Genomic DNA, 21,958 nt, shown 5'->3' with positions numbered 1-21,958 from the left:
GGTTGAAAGTAAGTTCAAAAGAGCTGGTTAGGTATGTTATCATTCTACTCCTCACAGGGGTAATCTTTTGGTATCTTTTTCGCCAAATAAACCTTACCGACTTTAAACTAGCCCTTCAGGAATTCAATTTCTGGTGGATTGGCCTAAGCATCTTGCTATCTGTTGTCAGTCATTTTTTAAGGGCCTGGCGCTGGAAAGGAATGCTCGATAGCACAGAACACCCTACAAGTCTCATTAACAGTTATTTTGCGGTTATGATTGGCTACCTGGCCAACTCCGTTTTCCCCCGACTCGGAGAGGTTACCCGCTGTGGTGTTCTTCATCGTACCGACCGCGTGCCGGTGTCCACCGCATTGGGCACGGTAGTTACCGAACGGGTAATAGACCTGTTCATGTTACTGATATTAACCCTCTTTACTTTTCTTTTTCAATACAACTTGCTGGAAAACTATTTCCATGAAGGGCTGAATAGCCTGAAGCTGAGCCTGACAGCCAACTGGTGGATACTTGCTCTCCTGTGTTTAGGCGGAATTTCTTCTCTGTATATACTTTTTTACAGCCGCTGGGGCGAAAAACTAGCTCTGATGATCAAGGTTAAAGCTTTTATTAAAGGGCTTTGGGAGGGTATCTTAAGTCTCAAACACCTTAAAAATCCACTAAACTTTTGGTTGGCCACCATTGGAATATGGGTGCTCTATTTTTTAATGCTCTATGTAATTACTTTTGGGTCGCCACTCACCAAAGAACTTGGCATTTTGGCAGGTCTTTCCATACTTGTTATGGGTAGTTTTGGCATGGCATCGCCTGCCCCTAACGGAATTGGCGCATTTCATTCGTTTGTGGCAGGCGTATTGGTACTTTATGGCATAGAGCAGAAGGACGGAATAATATTTGCCACCATCATGCATACCTCGCAGCTTCTAACCGTTCTAGTGGTGGGTTCAGCAAGCCTTATATTGGTAAATGTGAGGAGTAAAAAACATCAAGTAAAGTGAGTACCTCTGAGAAAATTAGATCGCAGGATGCAATGAAGGCTCAGGTTTTAGAATGGCAAAACCAAGGCCTGAAGGTAGTTTTTACCAATGGCTGCTTTGATATTCTGCACCTCGGCCATATCGACTATCTTGAAAAAGCCAGGCAATTGGGCGATCGGTTGGTAGTAGGCCTGAATGCAGACAACTCAGTGAGAAAACTCAAGGGCGAAAACAGACCTGTTAACCCGGAAAATGCACGCTCACGCATGTTGGCAGCCCTGTCGTTTGTCGATGGCGTAACGGTTTTCTCAGAAGACACACCAAAACAACTGATTGAGCAACTGATACCAGATATATTAGTGAAAGGAAGCGACTACTCTATTGAAACTATTGTAGGCGCAGATATCGTTTTAAAGCATGGTGGAAAAGTTGAAACCATCGATTTGGTCAGCGGCTATTCTACCACTAACATTATTGAAAAAATAAAAGACAAATAATATGGCACTTTATTGGATCCTGATTATTGCAATTATGATTGTGAGCCTGGTGGTTCAGCAATCTCTTAAGCGAAAGTTTAACAAGTATTCCAAGGTTGGTCTTCAAATTGGCCTTTCTGGTAAAGAAGTAGCCGAACTGATGCTACGAGATAATAATATTCACGATGTGAGCGTAGTTTCCGTACAAGGAAAGCTTACAGACCATTACAACCCGGTAGACAAAACCGTAAACCTAAGCCCTGAAGTGTATAGTGGCCGCTCCGTTATGGCCGCAGCAGTAGCAGCTCACGAGTGTGGTCATGCCATTCAGCATGCAACCGCTTACAGACCATTAGAAATGAGATCTGCTCTTGTTCCGCTTCAAAACGCAAGTGGTAGGGTAATAAACTTTCTTTTCTTTGCTCTCATATTCGGTTCGTTCATGCTACCTAATTTTATTACGTTTGATGCTGCTTTGCCTATCATTATTGGGGCATATACCATCTTTACGCTTTTCGCCTTCATTACCTTACCTGTAGAATATGATGCCACAAAAAGGGCCTTGGCCTGGGTAGAAGAGCGGAATATTACTACCGGCCAGGAACACGGCATGGCTGAAGACGCGCTCAATGCAGCAGCCAGAACCTACGTGGTAGCCGCGCTGAGCTCCCTGGCTATGTTGCTCTACTACGTAAGCCTATTCTTGGGTAGAGACTAGCATATATTAGACATTTATATAACTTTGCCTAACAAACGTTAGTTAAGGCATTACCTATGAATTTCGAATTAACAGAAGAACACTTAGCAGTAAGAGATGCCGCCAGAGAATTTGCTCAGAATGAGTTACTTCCTGGGGTAATCGAACGAGATGAAAAACAACAATTCCCAGCCGAGCAAGTAAAGAAAATGGGCGAGCTCGGCTTTATGGGAATGATGGTTGACCCAAAATATGGCGGGGGTGGCATGGACACCATTTCTTACGTGCTTGCCATGGAAGAAATTTCAAAAATAGATGCCTCTGCCAGCGTTTGCATGTCTGTAAACAACAGCCTTGTTTGTTGGGGTTTAGAAAAGTTTGGTACAGAAGAACAAAAACAAAAGTATCTGAAGCCCTTAGCTTCCGGAGAAAAGATTGGTGCCTTCTGTCTTTCCGAACCCGAAGCCGGCTCAGACGCAACCTCTCAGAGAACTACCGCAGAAGATAAAGGAGATTACTACCTGCTGAATGGTACCAAAAACTGGATTACCAATGGAAACTCTGCTTCTATCTACCTTGTAATTGCTCAAACAGATAGAGAAAAGGGCCACAAAGGAATCAACTGCTTAATCGTTGAAAAAGGAATGGAAGGTTTCGTGGTCGGCAAAAAAGAGGACAAACTGGGCATTAGAGGGTCTGACACGCACTCGCTTATGTTTACAGATGTAAAAGTACCCAAGGAAAACAGAATTGGAGAAGATGGCTTTGGGTTTAAGTTTGCCATGTCTACGCTTAATGGAGGTAGAATAGGCATTGCCTCACAAGCCCTTGGTATTGCTTCCGGTGCTTATGAATTGGCCCTGGCCTACTCAAAAGAACGCAAAGCTTTTGGCAAACCCATTAGTCAACACCAGGCCATTCAGTTTAAGCTGGCCGACATGGCCACTGAAATTGAGGCCGCACGTTTGCTTTGCTTAAAAGCAGCCCATCTCAAAGATCAGAAAAAAGACTTTGCCAAGGCAAGTGCCATGGCCAAGTTATATGCTTCTAAAGTAGCTATGGATGTGACAGTAGAAGCTGTTCAGGTACACGGTGGTTATGGCTATGTAAAGGAATATCATGTGGAGCGTTTGATGAGAGATGCGAAAATCACACAGATATACGAAGGCACTTCAGAAATTCAGAAAATCGTAATCTCAAGAGAGTTACTTAAATAATTGAAATTATTCAATTAATATGACCATTGGAATAGCGATTCTTTCCAATGGTCATTTTTTTTTGAAATTGTTCAATAACAGCCTATTTTTATAGCAGACTCAATCTATAGCTTTTTAATTCATACTAAGAGACCATGGAAGACTACAACAAGATTATTGAATCGCTGGGTGTTCGTTACATTAAAAGTCGAAACATCAAAATTGCTAAGGCTGTTACCATTAACAATTTCTACGACGTAGAAAACACAATTATCGTTGTGAACAATGGCGATATCTACTTTGGACCAGATCAGGAAAAGGTGTCTGAAGGAGACATGCTATTTATTCCGGGAGGCAAATCGCTAAACATTTCGTTTGGTTCTTCAACTGCTCCCGCCATCAACAATGACGAATTTATTTCTAACAAAAAGAAGTATTTGCAGAATGCTTCCGAGTCAGACATCAACGACTACGATGTTGATGGATTTAGCCAGGTGATGTTTGAGGCAAAAGTTTTTGACTCGGTGAATTTCTTTTCTTCATTGAACATCACTCCTTTTGCTATCAAGAACTCAAGCCTTATCGCTGACCTTATTCGCTTGATCATTAATGAGGACAACTCGGTGAAACCCGGTAAAAACCGTATCATTAAGGTTAATACGGAATACTTGGTGGTAGAAATTATTCGCTACATACTAGACAATCGCTTATTTGTTGAGCAATTGGTAACCAATAGTACGTACTTCAAAGATCCTAGGCTCATCGATATTTTCAGCTACATTAAAGAAAACCTGGGAGGCGATCTTTCAAATAAAGTTTTAGCGCGCGTTGCCAATGTATCGGAAGACTATGTAGGTCAGTACTTTAAAATGCTTACGGGCATTAACCCTCAAGATTACATTGAGTACCAACGTATGGAAGCTGCCGTAGATCTATTGCGGACTACCAAGAAGAGCATTCGAGATATTGGTAAAGAAGTTGGTTATAAAGACACCGCTTATTTCTGTAGAAGATTTAAAATGATGTTTGGAATACCTGCAGGTAAAATGCGCAGAAGAGAGAGCCTAATTAACGTTTAAGGCCTCGTTAAACATCTGAACAACTTCACAAGCCTCGGTCAACAGATCGAGGTTTTTTTGTACTCCATTGCCTATAACTACCAAATCGGCCCCGGCTTCAAAAGCTCTTTTAATCTTTTGCCTTGAGTTAAGGCCACCTCCAACAATCACGGGAACTGACACGTTGTTGCGAACGGCTCTTATTATTTTTTGATCGATTGGCTCATCTGCTCCGCTTCCGGCATCGAGGTACATAAGCTTCATCCCCAGCATTTCACCAGCCAGAGCTGTACTGGCCGCCAATCCCGGCTTATCATTCGGTAGGGGCTGAGAGTTACTCATGTAAGAGGCACTGGTGGCTTTGCCAGAATTAACGAGCATATAGCCTGTTGGTATAATTTCGAGATTGCTGCGTTTAAGTACGGGTGCCGCCACTACATGCTGACCTATTAGCAGCTCGGGGTTTCTTCCTGAAATAAGAGACAAAAAAAGAATTGCATCGGCCTCTGGCGCAATTTGAATGGCGTTACCCGGAAATAACACACATGGAATTTGGGTATAAGACTTAATAAAGCCGACTACCTCATGAATATCGTTGGAGTTTACCAGGCTACCTCCTACGAATATATAGTCTACAGCGTTTTCAATGCAGCGATTAAGGCATTGTATCAAAGCCGACTCCTCTACTACATCATCTGGATCTATGAGCACGGCCAATGCTTTAGAAGACTTGCTCTTACGCTGGGTAATATCATTCAAAATCTTCTTCTGCATCTTTCGCATTAATGTTTTTCAAAAACGATCTAAGTTGTTCTGCAGCCAAGCCCAATAAAAAAATAATGGCTTGTTCCTTTATGGTGTCAGAAAGAAAATTAGACTTTGATTCAGGTACCAACGCTTTGGGCTTTGGTACCTTCTCTACCAGTAGCACCTCTCTGCTTTCAGGCTCCACTTCTGCCTCTTCCTGTTCATCTTCCGAATCGAAAATTTTAGACAATAAATAAACGGCCACCAAGCCTCCGCCTATCAACAGACCAACCTTACCGTATTTTTCAACACGATCTTTAAAGGTGTTAATTTGCTCATCGATAGCATCTTTCAACTCCTTACTTCTTGCTGTTAACTCTTGTTTATTGCTCATTTTCGTCTGGTGAGTCTATCTCTTCAACTTCCTTGAATTTACTTAGAAATCTATGTTCAATTTTGGCCCGTAATGTATAAGTCGTTAAAGCCAAAATTGTATAGAATGCGCCAACCAACAAGAAGCCGGTGTAACTACTTTCTAAAAGCTGGTTGATCCATACAGAAAGGCCAAAGGAGCCAAAGAATATGGCTGCCAGCACACAGAGCAGAACAAAAGCCCAGGTAAGAGTTTTGGCTATACCTTTGCCCAACTCTTCCTTCATATCGAGCTTGAGCAACTCAATGCGCGTTTCAACATACGCCCCCAGAGTTTCGGACAGTCTATTAAAATCAAAGATTTTCAAGCCTAGTTTGTTTATGGCAAGATAAAAAGAAGCAGGCTAATTATTGTATCGAAATTAACTTTGACGATTTCAGCAACTCACCATTGGACTTCACCACCTCAGATTTCACAGCAATCTTCTGATCTAAATCGAACCAATAATGTCCGATTAGCCCATCTCCTAATTGTACCTTAATATAATTGAGGTGTTCAAGCTTCAGGCTCTCAGTCCTATAAGTGGAGGTATCATTGAGGCTTATAATCTTATGATCCTTATTAAACTGAAGGGTAGCATTTTTATAGGTACATACCTGATCTACCGTGGCAAACCTATTGTGCCGCTCTCTAATCATAAATATGGTATCGGGCAAAATACCATCATCCGGCAGGGTACCTTTATATATATAATAGTCCAGCTTATTTTCGGCAACCTCTCTTCGAACTTTAATGGTGGTAAGACTACTTTCTCCGTGGGCCGTAAGGTTCTCAAACAAATAGGTACGCTCTGTCACATGCCCTTTGTTTAAGTAAATAAGGGTAAAAGGCATTAGGAAAAAGGTAAAGAGAATATAGGAGAAACCGATAATCCTGGAATCAAGGGTTAGAGCACCAAAGCGGCTGGCCAACATAACGGGTATATTCCTAAGTGCAGGAAATGGCAAAAACACCAACACACCTATAAGGTTGAACAAAATATGAACGAAAGCCAGGCTAATGGCGGCATCCGATTTATTAAATGCCGCCAAAAGTGCGGTAATAGTTGTACCAATATTTGCTCCCATTATAAAGGGAAAAGCATTGTGAAGCATCACTTTTCCCGAGGCCACCATAGGCACCATCAAAGAGGTGGTAATGGAGCTTGACTGAACCCCTCCTGTAATGAGCACCCCCCAACCAAAAGACTTATAAGGATTGGCGAAAACGTACTTCCTCATCCGGTCTTTGGAGCTACCAATAAGCCTTTTGTAAATAATGGTAGAAAGAAACTTTATGGATGCGAAAAGAAGGGCCAGCGCCAACAATAGGGTAATAAAATTTTGAGGCAGTGCTTCTACCAACCACTGGCTTATTCTGGACAAACCTAAGCCCTTGCTACCCTGAAACAGATCGAAGCCCATAGTAGACTCATCTACCAATGCAGTTAACTGTTGGGCCAGATAACTAAGTGTACCATAGTAGTATTCCAGGGGGAATACTATCAGCACGGTTATGATATTGAAGAAGTCGTGAATAGTTCCTGCCGAAATGGCCTTCCTAAACTGATTTCTTTTGGTAATGAAACCCAGAGAAACCAAGGTACTAGTTAAGGTGGTACCTACATTGGCTCCCATAACCACGGGTATGGCATTACCGAGAGTTAAATAGCCCGAAGCCACTACGGCCACTGTCATTGAAGTAACTGTTGAACTACTTTGAATGAGTGCAGTAGCCAACAGGCCAATGAAGAGACCAATAAACGGGTTGGATGTTGCTAAAAGAATAGATTTTGCTGTTTCCTGACCTAGCATAGTCACAGACTCGCCTACCATATCGATGGCCAGCAAAAACAATAAAATGGCCAAAACGAACAACAAGCTCGTTTTTGCCCACTCTATGGGTTTGTTGATGCTATTTTTTTCTAAATCCTGGCTCATTGAGGCTGGTCTGCGTATACCTGTCCTAAAATATCCTGCAAAAATAGATCAATCGCCCTCGGTTAACGACCCCGTCATGTAAAGGCTATGTTAACAATTCGCAGAATAGTGAAAAAATTGTTAATAGTGTATCTAATTGATTTTGTGGAACTTATGAAAATATTATGTCATAATTCCTTGACAGTCAACCAATAGTACATGGCTCGGTTTTCCGATTATGTAAAAAGAAGTTTTAGCTTTGTGCTTCATTTGAATGCTTAACAACATTTAATTCAGAAGTCCCTCCACAATGTCCCAGCTCGAAATAGTAATGTATGTTGGTTTTGTATTGTCAGCATACTCTGTAATCGGCAATGACGTAATTCAAACACTCGGTACTTTTCTTTCTTCTAATGAACACAGAAAGTGGTGGGTTTTATGGATTTTCGCAGCTTCCATTCTAGGTGTGGTTTTGGTCTACGGCTGGTTTATTAATGGTGGCGATGTGAGTTACGGCCGTCTAATAGGAGATCCCGATAGTCACAGTTTTAGTAATCCGGTATATAAAAATCCGGCCGATATTGTCAACTTCGGATGGCCTTATCTTTTGCCACCAATTGTACTGCTCATTATTACTCGATATGGTATACCGGTTAGTACTTCTTTTCTAATTCTTACCTTCTTTAACCCTAAGAATCTGGAAGACATGGTATACAAATCCATGTCGGGCTATTTAGTAGCTTTTGGCGTGGCAATACTTATTTACCTGGCCATTGCTAAAAGGCTGGAAAAGCACTTTATAGAAAACCCGGCTTCAAAGAAGCAGATTAAACTTTGGACGGTTCTTCAATGGCTTTCTACCGGATTTTTGTGGTCGCAGTGGCTTATTCAAGACTTCGCCAATATATATGTGTACCTGCCACGGCAGGTATCTTCGGCCAATCTCATTTTCTCTCTGGGTATTTTTCTGGTACTACTGGCCTATATATTCTATTCCAAAGGTGGCGCCATACAACGCATTGTGAAGTCAAAAACCAACACAATGGATATCAGATCGGCCACCATCATAGACTTTTCTTATGCGCTGATACTCCTGTTTTTTAAAGAGCTGAACAACATTCCAATGAGTACCACCTGGGTATTCTTAGGCTTATTGGCAGGTAGAGAAATAGGTATCAAGTATTTTGCTTACGGAGCCGTTTCTAACGATACTCTCAAAGATTTGGGCAAAGACCTAGGTAAAGTATTCTTTGGTCTGGCAGTAAGTGTTGGTTTGGTTTTCTTGCTCAGGTTCTTAACCGTTGGTGTTTAACCGATTAAGGGCAATCCAGGCCATAAGACCTATTCCAACTTCAATGGCGTCTTCATCGATATTAAAGTTGGGGGTATGAACACCCTTGGTAGTTCCTTTGTCTTCATTGCCCGTACCCAGCCGGTAAAAGCAAGATGGTACCTGGTGACTGTAGTAGGCAAAATCTTCGGCTCCAAGCCATAAATCCAGGTCGACCACATTTTCTTCTCCCAGATAATCTTCAGCTGCTCTTCGAGCCAGTTGAGTGGTAGCTTCATCGTTGCAGAGATACGGATAGCCTACGTCAATGTGAACATCGCAACTTCCGCCAAGACCAGTGGCTATACCCTGAGCAATGTTGGTAATAAGCTCATGCGCTTTAAACCTCCATTCCTCATCAAGGGCTCTAAAAGTGCCTGATAATTTCACCTCATCAGGAATAATATTTTGAGCATGGCCTCCATGTATGGTTCCGAAAGTGAGCACTGTGGGTGTTTTGGGGTCTGCACTTCGGCTAACCACTTGTTGCATTGCGGTAATTATCTGTGCAGCAATAACAATAGGGTCTACTGAACGCTCCGGAAGAGCCGCGTGCCCTCCTTTTCCTTTCACGGTCAGGTAAATCTCATCGGCACTGGCCATGTACTTTCCTTCTCTGAAACCCACTTTACCTGTAGGTATAAATGGCATCACATGCTGGCCAAACATGGCCTGAGGGTTTGGGTTTTCTAACACTCCTTCTTTGATCATTAAAGAAGCGCCACCAGGGTTTTTCTCTTCTCCCGGCTGAAAAACAAGTTTAACTGTACCTTCAAAGCTATGGCGCAACTCCTGAAGTATTCTGGCAGCCCCAAGTAAGCAGGCGGTATGGACATCGTGCCCACAGGCATGCATTATTCCCTCATTCTTAGACTTATAGGATACCTCATTAGTCTCTGTGATTGGCAAAGCATCCATATCGCCTCTAAGGGCCACTGTACACTTTTCCGGATTTTTACCATAGATAAGCCCAACTACTCCGGTGCCTGCCACACCTTCTTTATAGGCTATACCCCATTCTTGAAGGCGCGAGGTTACATACTTAGCGGTTTCGAATTCTTCGTACGACAACTCCGGATTGGCATGAATATGTCTCCTAATATCAATCGTTTCGGCAGCAAAGGCTTGCGCCAGCGCTTTTACCTTTTGCTGATCAATCATTCTTTATTGGGAATTTATCGGGTACTATAGAGGCCGTAGGATAGTAGCTTCTAATCTTTCTGTAGAGAGCCTGAGCTTCTATTTGCTGATAGAACTGTCCTACCTTGACAAAGTAGGTGGGAAGCTTGTAGCTAAACCTGGCTTCGTGTTCCGGCACCAAATCGAACAAGCGGTTTCTTATTCGACCTGCCTGTAGTTCATCGTTACCTGAATAAACCAGCACAGTATAGCCACTAATTACTCCAAGGCTGTCATTCCTGGCCACCATGCTGTCGATAACTGCATTCAATTTGTCTGAAACATCGAAAGAAACACGCATGGGGCTATTAGACTGAACCTCATTGCTCACCTTCTCCTTTGTTTGTTCCGGCTCAAACAAAGGCCGATACTTGGTGATGTCGTCTTCGTACGAATAGTCAATTACGCTGGTTTGTTGTGGTACTGTTTGTGGGCTACAAGCCCAACACACCCAGCCCAAAGTCAGGCACAGCGCAAGGTTCTTTAATGGCTTATTCATCGAGCACAACACATTTATTGTTCTTAATATCTTCCTCTACTACCTTGAATTTAACGTCTTTTTTTACAGTACCGTCTGCGTACTGCACCGAAACCCTGTCGTTTCTTCCATAAATCTTTTCAGACTTTATAGGCGCCACTTTTTCAGCAGGAGGTCGGTTGCGCGTATCTTGTCTTCCGGCCAGCGCACTTTTCGACTCTTCTTTGGATTCGTTGTAGTTTTCTCTTCTGGACGAACGAGCCTCTTGAACCCTATTGGGGTCTTCGCTCGGAATGAAAGACTTGGTAAGGAATGATATAGTCTCTTCGTTCACTTTGGTCAGGAAGGCTTTGAACATCTCAAAGGCTTCGAACTTATAGATTAACAGTGGATCTTTTTGCTCGTACACTGCATTTTGTACCGATTGCTTCAGGTCGTCCATATCCCTTAAGTGTTCCTTCCAGGTAAGGTCGATTACACCAAGGGTAATGGATTTTTCCATGGCTCTAATGAGCTCTGCATTATTCGATTCAATGGTCTTCTCCAGATTGACAGCCACACCAATTTGTCTCTTTCCGTCAGTAAACGGTAAGAGAATGTTGGTTACGGTTGCACCGCGCTCCTTTTGAATGTGTTTCATCAACGGCAGTGTTCGCTCAGCTATTAGCTTATTCTTAGCCTGATAGGCCGAAAAAGCTTCTTCATAAAGGTCATTCACCAGATTGTTTTGGCCGGTGGTTGTAAACTGATCTTCAGAAATTTTTGTGTCTAGCCCCAAAATGCTAATGCAGTTGAGCTTAAAGGCATCGTAATCTGAGGCGGGCTTACTGTTATTTACAATTTCCTCGCAGGTATCATACATCATGTTCATGATGTCGAGCTGAAGCCTCTCACCTTGCAGGGCATTTCTACGTCTGTCGTAGATTACCGTGCGTTGCTGATTCATTACATCGTCATACTCCAGCAGTCTTTTTCGAATACCAAAGTTGTTTTCTTCAACCTTCTTTTGAGCTCTTTCAATAGACTTGGTAATCATAGAGTGTTGAATCATTTCACCCTCTTTGAGCCCCATACGGTCCATTAGCTTTGCCACCCGGTCTGAACCAAAGAGTCTCATCAGGTTGTCTTCGAGCGAGACAAAGAACTGTGAAGACCCGGGGTCTCCTTGTCTACCGGCTCTACCCCGAAGCTGTCGGTCTACCCTTCGCGATTCATGGCGTTCGGTACCAATAATGGCCAAACCTCCCGCGGCCTTAGAGTCTGGATGCAACTTAATGTCGGTACCTCTACCCGCCATGTTGGTGGCTATTGTTACAGTACCCGGTTTACCTGCCTCGGCTACAATATCGGCTTCGCGCGCGTGTTGCTTAGCATTGAGCACCTGATGCTGAATTTTCTTGAGATTGAGCATTCGGCTCAGTATCTCCGAAATTTCTACCGAAGTTGTACCCACCAACACAGGCCTGCCTTGTTCGGTAAGCTCCACAATTTCATCGACTACTGCATTGAATTTTTCGCGTACGGTCTTGTATACTTTGTCTTGTCTATCGTCTCTTTGTATGGGCCGGTTGGTTGGAATTACCACCGTATCGAGCTTGTATATTTCCCAAAACTCACCGGCTTCTGTTTCGGCAGTACCCGTCATACCAGCCAATTTGTGGTACATACGGAAGTAGTTCTGAAGTGTAATGGTTGCGTAGGTTTGCGTGGCATCTTCAACCTTTACATTCTCTTTAGCCTCTATGGCCTGGTGAAGACCATCGGAGTATCTTCGGCCTTCCATTACCCTACCGGTTTGCTCGTCAACAATTTTTACCTTGTTGTCTACCACAATGTACTCGGTATCGCGTTCAAACATGGTATAGGCCTTGAGCAACTGGTTTACAGTATGTATACGCTGCGCTTTTACACTATAGTCTTTTATGGCCTCATCTTTCTTTTTGAGCTTTTCTTCATCAGTCAGACCTTCACTTTTCTCCAACTGAGCCACTACATCACCAATATCGGTGAGTATGAAGAAGTTTGGATCTTCACCTTCTCCGGTAATCAATTCTGTTCCTCTTTCGGTGAGATTTACTGCATTACTCTTCTCATCGATGGTAAAGAATAGAGGCTCATCGGCCTGAGGCATGTTCTTCTGGTTGTCTTGCAGATAAAAGTTTTCTGTCTTCTGCAAAATGGCCTTTACCCCGGTTTCACTCAAGTACTTGATTAGCGGCTTGTATTTAGGCAGTCCTCTATAGGCCCTGAATAGTGCCAGTCCACCTTCTTGTTCATTACCCTCTCCTATGAGCTTCTTGGCATCGTTGAGGTATTGACTACATAGTTTTCTCTGGGCATCTACCAGCTTCTGAATACGAGGTTTTAAATCATAAAATTCGTGCTCATCACCTCTTGGAACGGGGCCTGAAATAATAAGTGGTGTACGGGCTTCATCTATCAAAACGGAATCAACCTCATCGACCATAGCAAAATGATGCTTGCGTTGAACCAGTTCAGTAGACTCTCTGGCCATGTTATCGCGCAAGTAATCGAAGCCAAATTCATTGTTGGTTCCGTAGGTAATGTCGCATCGATAAGCCTCTCTTCTCTCCTGTGAATTAGGCTGGTGTTTGTCTATACAGTCTATGCTCAGGCCATGGAACTGAAAGAGAGGAGCCATCCACTCTGAGTCTCGCTTGGCCAGGTAATCGTTTACGGTTACTACATGAACTCCACGACCAGCCAAAGCATTCAGGTAGGCAGGCAGTGTTGCTACCAGGGTTTTACCCTCACCTGTAGCCATTTCGGCAATTTTACCCTGATGCAATACTATTCCTCCAATTAGCTGCACATCATAATGAAGCATTTCCCATTTCACACGGCTACCTGCTGCCATCCATTCGTTCTTCCAGGTGGCCTTATCACCATCAATGACAATATGATCACCCTTTGCGGCAAGTTGCCTGTCCCACAAAGTAGCGGTTACCTGTAGCTGTCCGTTTTCTTTGAACCTTCTGGCTGTTTCTTTAACTATGGCAAAGGCCTCAGGCAAAATAGTCATGAGGGTTTTCTCCAGAGCCTCATTGCGATCTTCTTCCAGTTTATCGATGGCTTCGAAGGTGGCTTCCTTTTCCTGAATATCCAGATCTGGTTGATTCTGAATTTTGTCATGCAGCTCAGCAATCTGGTCATCTATAGACTTCAGGTCGGTGGCGATTCTTGTTTTAAGTTCTTCCGTTTTTCCTCTTAGCTCATCGTCCGATAAACCTGCGAGTGAAGTATATATTTTGTTGATTTCTTCAACATAAGGGGTCACTTCCTTTATATCCCTATCTGACTTGCTTCCGAAAAGCTTGGCTAACCCTTTTGTAAGAATACTCATATCTTAAAATTATCTGCTAAAGTTAGTTGCTTGCGCATAAATTATGAAGGTCTGATTTATTTCTTTAGACCTGAATTTGACCTCTGAAAACATGTTGTGCCGGACCACTTAAAAAGATATCGGTAAAACCACTGTCATGCCGGTTGAACGAAACATTGAGTTGCCCTCCCATGGCCAGCAAATTCACTGAGTTTACCGGTTGTTTAAGCGCCAGTGACAAGGCAGCCGCGGTACAGCCGGTCCCACAGCTCAAGGTTTCGTTTTCCACTCCCCGCTCATAGGTTCGTATTTTCAGTGTGTTGTTATTCACCTGTTGCAGGAAGTTAACGTTCACTCCTTTTTCTGAAAAGCGATCGGAATAACGAACTTTCCTACCTTCCACCACAGGGTCTATGCGGTCTGTATCTTCTACAAAACGTATGTAATGTGGCGAGCCGGTGTCTATCAGGTAATCGGTTCCGATTAATTCGTAGTCTGACACATCGTGCATCTTAAGGTGCACTATTTGATCTTCAATTTTGGCATAGTGCTCTCCATCTATGGCTAAAAAGGTGGTTTCATTATTGATAATACCCAGAAACCTGGCAAACATTACCGCACAACGACTCCCATTTCCACAGAGCGACTGACTTCCATCGGAGTTAAAATAGACCATCTCAAAGTCTGCTGATGTAGATGTTTCAATAAGAATCAATCCATCGGCTCCAATTCCAAAGCGCCTGTCGCACAGTTTAGCTACGGTTTTAAGGTTTTGCTTGTCGAAGGTCAGGTTCCGATTATCAATCATAACAAAATCGTTGCCTGTACCCTGGTATTTATAAAATTCAATCAATGCCATTATTGAAGATTTCGCACTATTCTGCAATTAACGAGCCTTTTTTGGAATAGTGACAAAATGACGCTCTCAATTGCAAAGACCTACTTAAAAGGGCATAAAAAAAGCCCCTAAAAGGGGCTTCTCTATATTCTTTAATGGTGATTTACAGCTTTTCTTTAATTCTTGCTGCTTTACCCTGACGTCCTCTTAAGTAGAACAATCTCGCTCTTCTTACTTTACCTCTTCTCAATACTTCGATTTTGTCGATGTTTGGAGAAAGGATAGGGAAGATTCGCTCAACACCTACACCTCCAGATACCTTTCTTACAGTGAAAGTCTCACCGTTGGTTCCGGGATTCTTTCTTTGTATAACAGTACCTTGGAACTGCTGGATTCTCTCCTTGTTTCCTTCTTTAATTTTAACGTGTACATTGATAGTATCACCAGCATCGAAAGAAGGGAATTCAGCTCTTCTCTCGTTGTTTTCTTCCTCTATAAGTTTGATAAGATCGCTCATGATTTCTTCGTCTAAAAGCTCTTCCCGCAAAACGGACTGCAAATATAGAGATTAGTTTTTGATAATCTGCCTTTTACGGGAAAATTTATTCATTCAATAAATCAGGCCTTCTTGCCTGGGTTCTTTCTAGGGCTTTTTGAGCCCTCCAATCTTCAATTTTTTGTTGATGGCCGCTAAGTAATACCTCGGGAACCTTCATGCCCTTATACTCTGCCGGCCTGGTATATACAGGTGGAGCCAGTAGATTATCCTGAAACGAATCCGTTAAAGCGGAGGTCTCATCTGACAACACCCCCGGTATTAGCCGAATAATGGCATCAGACAATACTGCAGCAGCCAACTCACCACCAGACAACACGTAGTCTCCAATGCTAACTTCTCGCGTAATAAAAGCCTCTCTAACCCGCTCGTCTACCCCCTTATAATGCCCACAAAGTATAATAAGGTTCTTTTTTAGTGAAAGCTGGTTGGCCATGCCTTGATTTAATCTGGCACCATCCGGGGTCATATAAATAATCTCATCGTAGGCCCTTTCGCTCTTCAGTTGAGAGATACAGCGGTCAATGGGCTCTATCATCATCACCATGCCTGCACCTCCACCATAGGCGTAGTCATCGAGCTGCTTTTGCTTATTGGTAGCCCATTGGCGTAAGTCATGAACCACCACTTCTACCAAGCCCTTTTCCTGAGCACGCTGTAAGATAGAGTGCGAAAAAGGACTGTCTAACAGTCTTGGCAAGCAGGTGATAATATCAATTCTCATCAGTTGGGTTGGTGTATACCTCTACCAGTCCTTCCGGTACGGTCAGGTGAATTTCCTTGTTCTCCCGATCTATACGGATTAGTAATTGCTTTTGATAGGGCAGTAGTATTTCTACTCCTTGCTCATTTTCTATCACAAAAATCAACTGAGGCCCACTTTCCACAATGTTATTTATTGCGCCAAGGGGCTGCCCTTCCTGGTTAACTACTATAAAGCCTTCAATTTCGTGCAGGTAAAACTCATTGGCTCCTGCAGCAGGTAAAAAACTAAGAGGAAGATACAACTCCAGCCCTCTAAGCTCCTCTGCTTGCTCTAATGAAACGATGTCTTCAAACGCTACTATGGCTTTGGTAGGCCCCACCTGAAGGCTTTCAATAAAAAAAGGAACCAGCTGTTGTCCTTTGCGAACAAAAACTGATTCCAAATTTCGGTAGTCTGAAGGAGAATCCACATCTAAAAACAACTGCAGCTCTCCTTTTAAACCATGCGGTTTGATGATATAACCCAACTGAAAGCAATCATCAAGCGTCATGGCCGGACTTATTCCTTAGACTCGCCTTCTTCAGCAGCAGGCTCCTCGGCCGATGCTTCTACTTCTGCCTCAGCTTCTTCGGTAGCCTCTTCTTCTGCCTTGGCAGCAGCTTCTGCTTCTGCTTTCTTAGCCGCCAACGCTTCTGCTCTTGCAGCATTTACTTTGGCTTCAGCTTCCAGCTTAGCTTTTCTGGCTGCTTCTTTCTCCTGAGCAAGCTTGTCTGATTTGCCTTGGATTTTAGCGTCCTTCTCAGCCAACCAAGCTTCAAATTTCTTATCAGCTTCTTCCTGAGTAAGTGCTCCTTTAATAACACCTATTTGAAGGTGCTTTTTCAACATCAACCCTCTGTATGAAAGCATAGCCTTCACAGTATCGGTTGGTTGAGCTCCGTTCATCAACCACTGGAACGCCTTGTCGTTATCCAAGTTGATTGATGCCGGGTTAGTATTCGGATCATACGTTCCGATTTTCTCAATAAAGCGACCATCTCGTGGTGCTCTAGCATCGGCAATGACTACATCGTACATTGCTCTTTTCTTACGGCCTCTTCTGGCCAATCTGATTTTTACTGCCATTTTACATTTATGGTTTACGAGGATCACGTCCTCACTTCTTCATTGGGAACACGTCCCGAAAAAGGACTGCAAAGATAAGGGCTTTTTAAATAAAAACACACCGCTCTTGAAAATTATGAACAAAGCTCACTCAAAACGTAAGTTAACAACTCAATATCAATCGAATTCGTAAAACCGTTTATACGGTTTTTAATAGCTAAACGAATAGAGTACCTTTGTCGCATTCAGAGGTAATTTCCTGCACATGGATAAATTTTCATACATCAGTAATGCCGACCCCAAGGCAATAGAATCGTTGTATCAGCAGTATGCACAAGACCCTTCGAGTGTCGATGAGGGCTGGAAGAAGTTTTTCGAAGGTTTCGAGTTTGCCCAAGAGGCATTTCCTATGCTCCCGGGCAGCGAAAAAGCCGCTAAAAGCTCAGCACCGTCTGGCATTGTGTCAGACAAGGAGGTAAATGTTCGCAACCTGATACACGCCTACAGAACCCGTGCTCACCTACGCTCAAAAACCAACCCGGTAAGGGAGCGAAAAGATAGGAAGCCTATTCTCGACCTTCAAGACTTTGGCCTATCCGATGCCGATCTGGATACAGAGTTCAATTGTGGTGAAGAAATTGGTATTGGCCGAGCTCCCCTTCGAAAGATTATTGAATCGTTAAAGTACATCTACGAAGGAACCGTTGGGTTTGAATACATGTATGTTCGCGACCCCGAAAAGCTGAAGTGGCTTCGTGAAAAAATTGAAAAAGACGCATTAAACTTTAAGCCATCGAAAGAACAGCGAAAGCGAATTCTGAAAAAGTTAAATGAAGCGGTGGTATTCGAAAACTTCCTTCACACGAAATATCTCGGCCAAAAAAGATTTTCGTTGGAAGGTGGCGAAACTACCATAGCCGCCTTAGATGCCATTATTAACAAAGGAGCCGAACTGGGTGTGCAGGAAGTGATGATTGGAATGGCTCACCGCGGGCGGCTAAACGTTTTGGCCAATATTATGGGCAAAACCTACGAACAAATCTTCAATGAGTTTGAAGGGAATGCCACACCAGACCTAACCATGGGCGATGGTGACGTAAAATATCACATGGGATTCTCCAGCCAGGTAAATACCCCAAGCGGAAACACCATAGAGATAAAACTAGCCCCCAACCCTTCGCACCTGGAAGCTGTAAACCCGGTTGTGGAAGGTTTTGTGCGCGCCAAAGGCGATGCTGAATACAGCCGCGATCGTTCCAAAGTATTGCCTGTATTAATTCATGGCGATGCGGCTGTTGCCGGCCAGGGCATTGTGTACGAAGTAGTGCAGATGAGCCAGTTAGATGGCTACAAAACCGGTGGTACCATTCACTTTGTAATTAACAACCAGGTTGGATTTACAACCGACTTTGACGATGCCCGCTCAAGCATTTACTGTACAGATGTAGCTAAAATTATAGATGCCCCGGTTCTCCATGTAAATGGTGACGATCCTGAAGCAGTGGTTTTCTGCGTACAGTTTGCAACGGAATACCGACAAAAGTTTGGCGATGACATTTTTGTGGATATGGTTTGCTACCGCAGACATGGACACAATGAAAGTGACGAGCCCAAATTCACCCAGCCCTCGCTATACAATGTGATAAGCAAACACCCTAACCCGCGAGAGGTCTACAACAAGAAACTTATAGAAATGGGTGAGGTAGAAGCAGAACTAGCAAAAACCATGGATGCGGAGTTCAGGGAGCTGCTTCAAGACAGACTTAATATGGTAAAGCAAAAACCTTTACCCTATGTATACCAACCGCTGGAGGAAGAATGGAGAAACCTTAGGAGATCCAAACCGGAAGATTTCGATCTTTCACCGGAAACCGGAGCTTCAGAGGCTAAGATTAATAAGGTTGCCGAAGCACTCACCAAGTTGCCAAAAGGCTTTAAGCCCATTAAGCAAATTGAAAAACAGCTGAAGCAACGTAAAGACATGTTCTTCAAAGATAAACAGGTAAACTGGGCCGGAGGAGAACTATTGGCTTACGGTACTTTAATGCTCGATGGCAAGCCTGTAAGGCTTACGGGACAAGATGTTCAGCGTGGTACCTTCTCTCACAGACATGCCGTTTTGCACGATGCCAACACCAATGAAGCCTACAACAGCCTTAATCATCTGGAAGGATCCGAGCAGCAGTTTGAAATATATAATTCACTACTCTCAGAGTTTGGTGTTATGGGCTTTGAGTTTGGTTATGCCATGGCCAACCCAAATGCGTTAACCATTTGGGAAGCCCAGTTTGGCGATTTTGCTAACGGGGCTCAGGTAATGATCGATCAGTTCATTTCGTGCTCAGAGTCTAAATGGCAACGCATGAACGGACTGGTGCTTCTGTTGCCGCATGGCTATGAAGGTCAGGGACCTGAACACTCTAATGCTCGCCCCGAGCGCTATTTGCAGCTTTGTGCAGAGTATAACATGATAGTGGCCAACATTACCACTCCTTCCAATTTCTTCCACGCTTTAAGACGACAACTTACCTGGGACTTTAGAAAACCATTGGTGGTTATGTCTCCCAAGTCTTTGTTGAGACATCCTAAAGCTATCTCCCCATTAGAAGAGTTTAGCACAGGAAGGTTCAAAGAAGTAATTGGCGACCCTGAAGTAAAAGCTGCATCTGCCCGAAAAGTTGTGCTTTGTAGCGGAAAAGTCTATTACGATCTGCTGGAAAGAAGGGAAAAAGATAAAACCAAAGATGTAGCGCTTATTCGAATAGAACAACTGCATCCATTCCCAAAAACTCAGGTAGAAGAACTGTTGAACCAGTACAACAAAGCCAAGGAGTTTGTGTGGTTGCAAGAAGAGCCCGAGAACATGGGCTATTGGAACTACATTCAACGCATTTACCCGGAAAGAAGCTTTAAGCTTATTTCTCGCAAGGCCAGTGCTTCACCAGCAACCGGCTTTGCCAAAGTACACGCACAAGAACAAGAACAAATTTTAGACAAAGCTTTCGCATAAAATATTAGCATCATGAGTTTGGAAATAAAAATTCCTGCCGTTGGCGAATCGATCACAGAAGTAACCATTGCACAATGGTTTAAAAAGGATGGAGACTTTGTAGAAATGGACGAAGTCATCTGCGAACTGGAATCAGACAAAGCTACTTTCGAACTGAATGCGGAAGCAGCGGGTAAACTAACCATCAAAGCCGAAGAAGGAGCTACCCTTGAAATCGGAGAGGTGGTTTGCCTGATTGACACAGAAGCCCAGGGAAATAGCAGCAGCTCTTCTAAAGAAGAGACATCTGGTTCATCTTCTCAGGCTCAGGATTCTTCCGCAGGACCAAAGTCTACCGGAGAAATAAAGGAAATGACGGTACCAACCGTTGGAGAATCCATTACAGAAGTAACCATCTCCAGTTGGCTTAAGAGTGATGGAGACTATGTGGAGCTTGATGAAGTAATTGCTGAAGTTGATTCAGACAAAGCCACTTTTGAGCTTCCGGCCGAAGCCAATGGTATTTTGAGAATAGTTGCAGAAGAAGGCTCTACACTGGAAATTGGCGCACTCATTTGCAAAATAGAAGTAACTGAAGGGGGAGCTCCGGCTAGTTCTTCCGGAAATAAAGACAGCCAGGAAAACAGTTCAGCAAATCAATCTGGAGCACCTTCTAAAGAAAGTTATGCCACTGGTCATGCTTCTCCGGCAGCTGCCAAGATTATTGCCGAAAGAGGCCTTGATGCCTCTCAAATTAAAGGCACCGGTAAAGACGGCCGTATTACCAAAGAAGACGCAGAAAACGCCAAAATTCCTTCCAAAGAAGCTCCGAAGCAACCAAGCACAGCCGGTACTTCTACCAGCATTGCCCATAGCACTGAAGGAAGAGGAGAAAGAAGGGAAAAAATGTCTTCGCTAAGAAAGACGGTTTCCAGAAGGCTAGTTTCTGTGAAAAACGAAACGGCTATGCTCACCACCTTCAACGAGGTGAACATGAAGCCTATTATGGATTTGAGAAAGCAATACAAGGAGAAGTTCAAGGAGAAGTATGAGGTAAACCTTGGCTTTATGTCTTTCTTCACCAAAGCCGTTACGATGGCCCTGAAAGAATGGCCTGCCGTAAACGCTCAAATTAATGGCGATGAAATAGTTTACCACGACTACGTAGACGTTTCCATTGCTGTATCGGCTCCAAAAGGATTGATGGTTCCTGTTATAAGAAATGCAGAAACCTTAAGCTTTGACCAGATAGAAAAAGAAGTGGTAAGACTGGCTACCAAAGCCCGCGACAATAAGCTTACTATCGATGAAATGACCGGAGGAACCTTTACCATTACCAATGGAGGTATCTTTGGCTCTATGCTATCTACTCCAATCATTAATGCTCCTCAGTCGGCCATACTTGGTATGCACAACATTGTGGAGCGGCCCATGGCGGTTAATGGCGAGGTAAAAATCCTACCTATTATGTATGTAGCTCTTTCTTATGATCACAGAATCATTGATGGTCGTGAGTCAGTGAGCTTCCTTGTAAGAGTGAAGGAATTGTTGGAAGACCCAACCAGACTGTTGCTCGGTGTTTAGCCTGGATTATCTGATACCCGGCCCGGCCGGCAGATAGAAATCCATGAACACATACACAAAAACATGGAGTGGCTGTTTAGAAAAAGTAACAACCCTAACGGTTGAAGTTTATACCCTGAACGGGCACATTCGTGATAATGAAAGGATTAGGCTAACGAGTCAAATCAAAAGAGCTGCCTTGTCAGCTTCATTAAAGATTGCAAAAGGTGCTGGCGATAGTTCAGGTGAAGAACTCGACCAGCTTAATGGATTAGCCCAGAATTCTACTTTAGAGTAGAAACAGAACTAATCATAGCCGAGAGGCTCAGGTTTCTAACGGGAGACGCAACGTAAGTTCTCCAAAGAACTAATGAGCTTGTTCGAACGACAAAA

Annotated in this window: 21 protein-coding genes; 9 read left to right on the top strand and 12 right to left on the bottom strand. The window is 43.5% G+C overall.

The window, feature by feature from the left end; translation table 11 throughout:
* Positions 1–2: 2 nt before the first annotated feature.
* The 5 genes from B3O12_RS12525 (at position 3) to B3O12_RS12505 (ending at position 4,422) form a co-directional block, all read left to right on the top strand.
* Positions 3–995, top strand: coding sequence for a lysylphosphatidylglycerol synthase transmembrane domain-containing protein (locus tag B3O12_RS12525; RefSeq protein ID WP_189629082.1), 993 nt, complete (start codon positions 3–5; stop codon positions 993–995).
* Between the two features lie 32 nt (positions 996–1,027).
* Complete coding sequence (rfaE2, locus tag B3O12_RS12520) at positions 1,028–1,471, top strand: D-glycero-beta-D-manno-heptose 1-phosphate adenylyltransferase (protein ID WP_189629081.1); 444 nt, start codon at positions 1,028–1,030, stop codon at positions 1,469–1,471.
* A gap of 1 nt (position 1,472) precedes the next feature.
* On the top strand, positions 1,473–2,168 hold the full coding sequence (locus B3O12_RS12515) for a zinc metallopeptidase (RefSeq protein WP_286756512.1): 696 nt from the start codon (positions 1,473–1,475) through the stop codon (positions 2,166–2,168).
* A gap of 56 nt (positions 2,169–2,224) precedes the next feature.
* Entirely contained in the window at positions 2,225–3,364 is a 1,140-nt protein-coding gene (locus B3O12_RS12510; protein ID WP_189629079.1) for an acyl-CoA dehydrogenase, read from the top strand.
* A 134-nt stretch (positions 3,365–3,498) separates the two neighbouring features.
* Positions 3,499–4,422, top strand: coding sequence for a helix-turn-helix domain-containing protein (locus B3O12_RS12505; RefSeq protein WP_189629078.1), 924 nt, complete (start codon positions 3,499–3,501; stop codon positions 4,420–4,422).
* Here B3O12_RS12505 and B3O12_RS12500 read toward each other — a convergent pair.
* The 4 genes from B3O12_RS12500 to B3O12_RS12485 are packed head-to-tail and all read right to left on the bottom strand — an operon-like array spanning position 4,408 to position 7,500.
* Positions 4,408–5,175 (bottom strand): geranylgeranylglyceryl/heptaprenylglyceryl phosphate synthase, encoded by a 768-nt coding sequence (locus B3O12_RS12500; protein ID WP_348655414.1) that lies wholly within the window; start codon positions 5,173–5,175, stop codon positions 4,408–4,410. The genes B3O12_RS12505 and B3O12_RS12500 overlap by 15 nt on opposite strands.
* On the bottom strand, positions 5,153–5,542 hold the full coding sequence (locus B3O12_RS12495) for a hypothetical protein (RefSeq protein ID WP_286756510.1): 390 nt from the start codon (positions 5,540–5,542) through the stop codon (positions 5,153–5,155). The genes B3O12_RS12500 and B3O12_RS12495 overlap by 23 nt, the downstream gene beginning before the upstream one ends.
* Positions 5,532–5,888, bottom strand: a complete 357-nt coding sequence (locus B3O12_RS12490; RefSeq protein WP_189629075.1) for a phage holin family protein — start codon at positions 5,886–5,888, stop codon at positions 5,532–5,534. Before B3O12_RS12490 ends, B3O12_RS12495 begins: the two co-directional genes overlap by 11 nt.
* A gap of 40 nt (positions 5,889–5,928) precedes the next feature.
* Complete coding sequence (locus B3O12_RS12485; RefSeq protein ID WP_286756509.1) at positions 5,929–7,500, bottom strand: Na/Pi symporter; 1,572 nt, start codon at positions 7,498–7,500, stop codon at positions 5,929–5,931.
* 289 nt (positions 7,501–7,789) lie between these two features.
* On the opposite strand from B3O12_RS12485, the gene B3O12_RS12480 reads away from it, so the two are divergent.
* Positions 7,790–8,791, top strand: a complete 1,002-nt coding sequence (locus B3O12_RS12480) for a hypothetical protein (RefSeq protein ID WP_189629073.1) — start codon at positions 7,790–7,792, stop codon at positions 8,789–8,791.
* Here the strand turns inward: B3O12_RS12480 and B3O12_RS12475 are convergent.
* The 8 genes from B3O12_RS12475 to B3O12_RS12440 all read right to left on the bottom strand — a co-directional run bounded on the left by B3O12_RS12475 (position 8,774) and on the right by B3O12_RS12440 (position 17,034).
* Positions 8,774–9,970, bottom strand: a complete 1,197-nt coding sequence (locus B3O12_RS12475; RefSeq protein ID WP_286743776.1) for a M20 metallopeptidase family protein — start codon at positions 9,968–9,970, stop codon at positions 8,774–8,776. The two genes, B3O12_RS12480 and B3O12_RS12475, sit on opposite strands and share 18 nt — an antisense overlap.
* A complete protein-coding gene (locus B3O12_RS12470) occupies positions 9,963–10,487 on the bottom strand; it encodes a hypothetical protein (RefSeq protein ID WP_189629071.1) in 525 nt (174 codons plus the stop codon). Before B3O12_RS12470 ends, B3O12_RS12475 begins: the two co-directional genes overlap by 8 nt.
* The gene (secA, locus tag B3O12_RS12465) at positions 10,480–13,830 is read right to left on the bottom strand and encodes a preprotein translocase subunit SecA (protein WP_286756507.1); all 3,351 of its coding nucleotides are present in this window, start codon (positions 13,828–13,830) and stop codon (positions 10,480–10,482) included. The genes B3O12_RS12470 and secA overlap by 8 nt, the downstream gene beginning before the upstream one ends.
* A gap of 64 nt (positions 13,831–13,894) precedes the next feature.
* Positions 13,895–14,668 (bottom strand): diaminopimelate epimerase, encoded by a 774-nt coding sequence (dapF, locus tag B3O12_RS12460; RefSeq protein ID WP_286756506.1) that lies wholly within the window; start codon positions 14,666–14,668, stop codon positions 13,895–13,897.
* A 142-nt stretch (positions 14,669–14,810) separates the two neighbouring features.
* Entirely contained in the window at positions 14,811–15,164 is a 354-nt protein-coding gene (rplS, locus tag B3O12_RS12455) for a 50S ribosomal protein L19 (RefSeq protein ID WP_189629068.1), read from the bottom strand.
* 85 nt (positions 15,165–15,249) lie between these two features.
* The gene (gene trmD / locus B3O12_RS12450; RefSeq protein WP_189629067.1) at positions 15,250–15,927 is read right to left on the bottom strand and encodes a tRNA (guanosine(37)-N1)-methyltransferase TrmD; all 678 of its coding nucleotides are present in this window, start codon (positions 15,925–15,927) and stop codon (positions 15,250–15,252) included.
* A complete protein-coding gene (rimM, locus tag B3O12_RS12445) occupies positions 15,917–16,459 on the bottom strand; it encodes a ribosome maturation factor RimM (protein ID WP_286745382.1) in 543 nt (180 codons plus the stop codon). The genes trmD and rimM overlap by 11 nt, the downstream gene beginning before the upstream one ends.
* A gap of 8 nt (positions 16,460–16,467) precedes the next feature.
* Positions 16,468–17,034, bottom strand: coding sequence for a 30S ribosomal protein S16 (locus B3O12_RS12440; protein WP_189629065.1), 567 nt, complete (start codon positions 17,032–17,034; stop codon positions 16,468–16,470).
* Positions 17,035–17,278: 244 nt separating this feature from the next.
* Between B3O12_RS12440 and B3O12_RS12435 the strand changes: the two genes are divergently transcribed.
* Genes B3O12_RS12435 through B3O12_RS12425 form a run of 3 tightly spaced genes read left to right on the top strand, consistent with a single transcriptional unit; the run spans position 17,279 to position 21,863 of the window.
* On the top strand, positions 17,279–20,023 hold the full coding sequence (locus tag B3O12_RS12435; RefSeq protein ID WP_286756505.1) for a 2-oxoglutarate dehydrogenase E1 component: 2,745 nt from the start codon (positions 17,279–17,281) through the stop codon (positions 20,021–20,023).
* 12 nt (positions 20,024–20,035) lie between these two features.
* Positions 20,036–21,586 carry a 2-oxoglutarate dehydrogenase complex dihydrolipoyllysine-residue succinyltransferase gene (gene odhB / locus B3O12_RS12430; protein WP_286756503.1) on the top strand — a complete coding sequence of 517 codons (1,551 nt, stop codon included), beginning with the start codon at positions 20,036–20,038 and terminating at the stop codon, positions 21,584–21,586.
* A gap of 43 nt (positions 21,587–21,629) precedes the next feature.
* Positions 21,630–21,863, top strand: coding sequence for a four helix bundle protein (locus B3O12_RS12425; protein ID WP_286756502.1), 234 nt, complete (start codon positions 21,630–21,632; stop codon positions 21,861–21,863).
* Positions 21,864–21,958: the final 95 nt, after the last annotated feature.

It is taken from the genome of Roseivirga sp. UBA838 (assembly GCF_002296035.1).
Lineage (GTDB): Bacteria > Bacteroidota > Bacteroidia > Cytophagales > Cyclobacteriaceae > Roseivirga > Roseivirga thermotolerans.
Note: the sequence above shows the minus strand (reverse complement) of the source record. Positions and strands in the feature narration are given on the sequence as shown.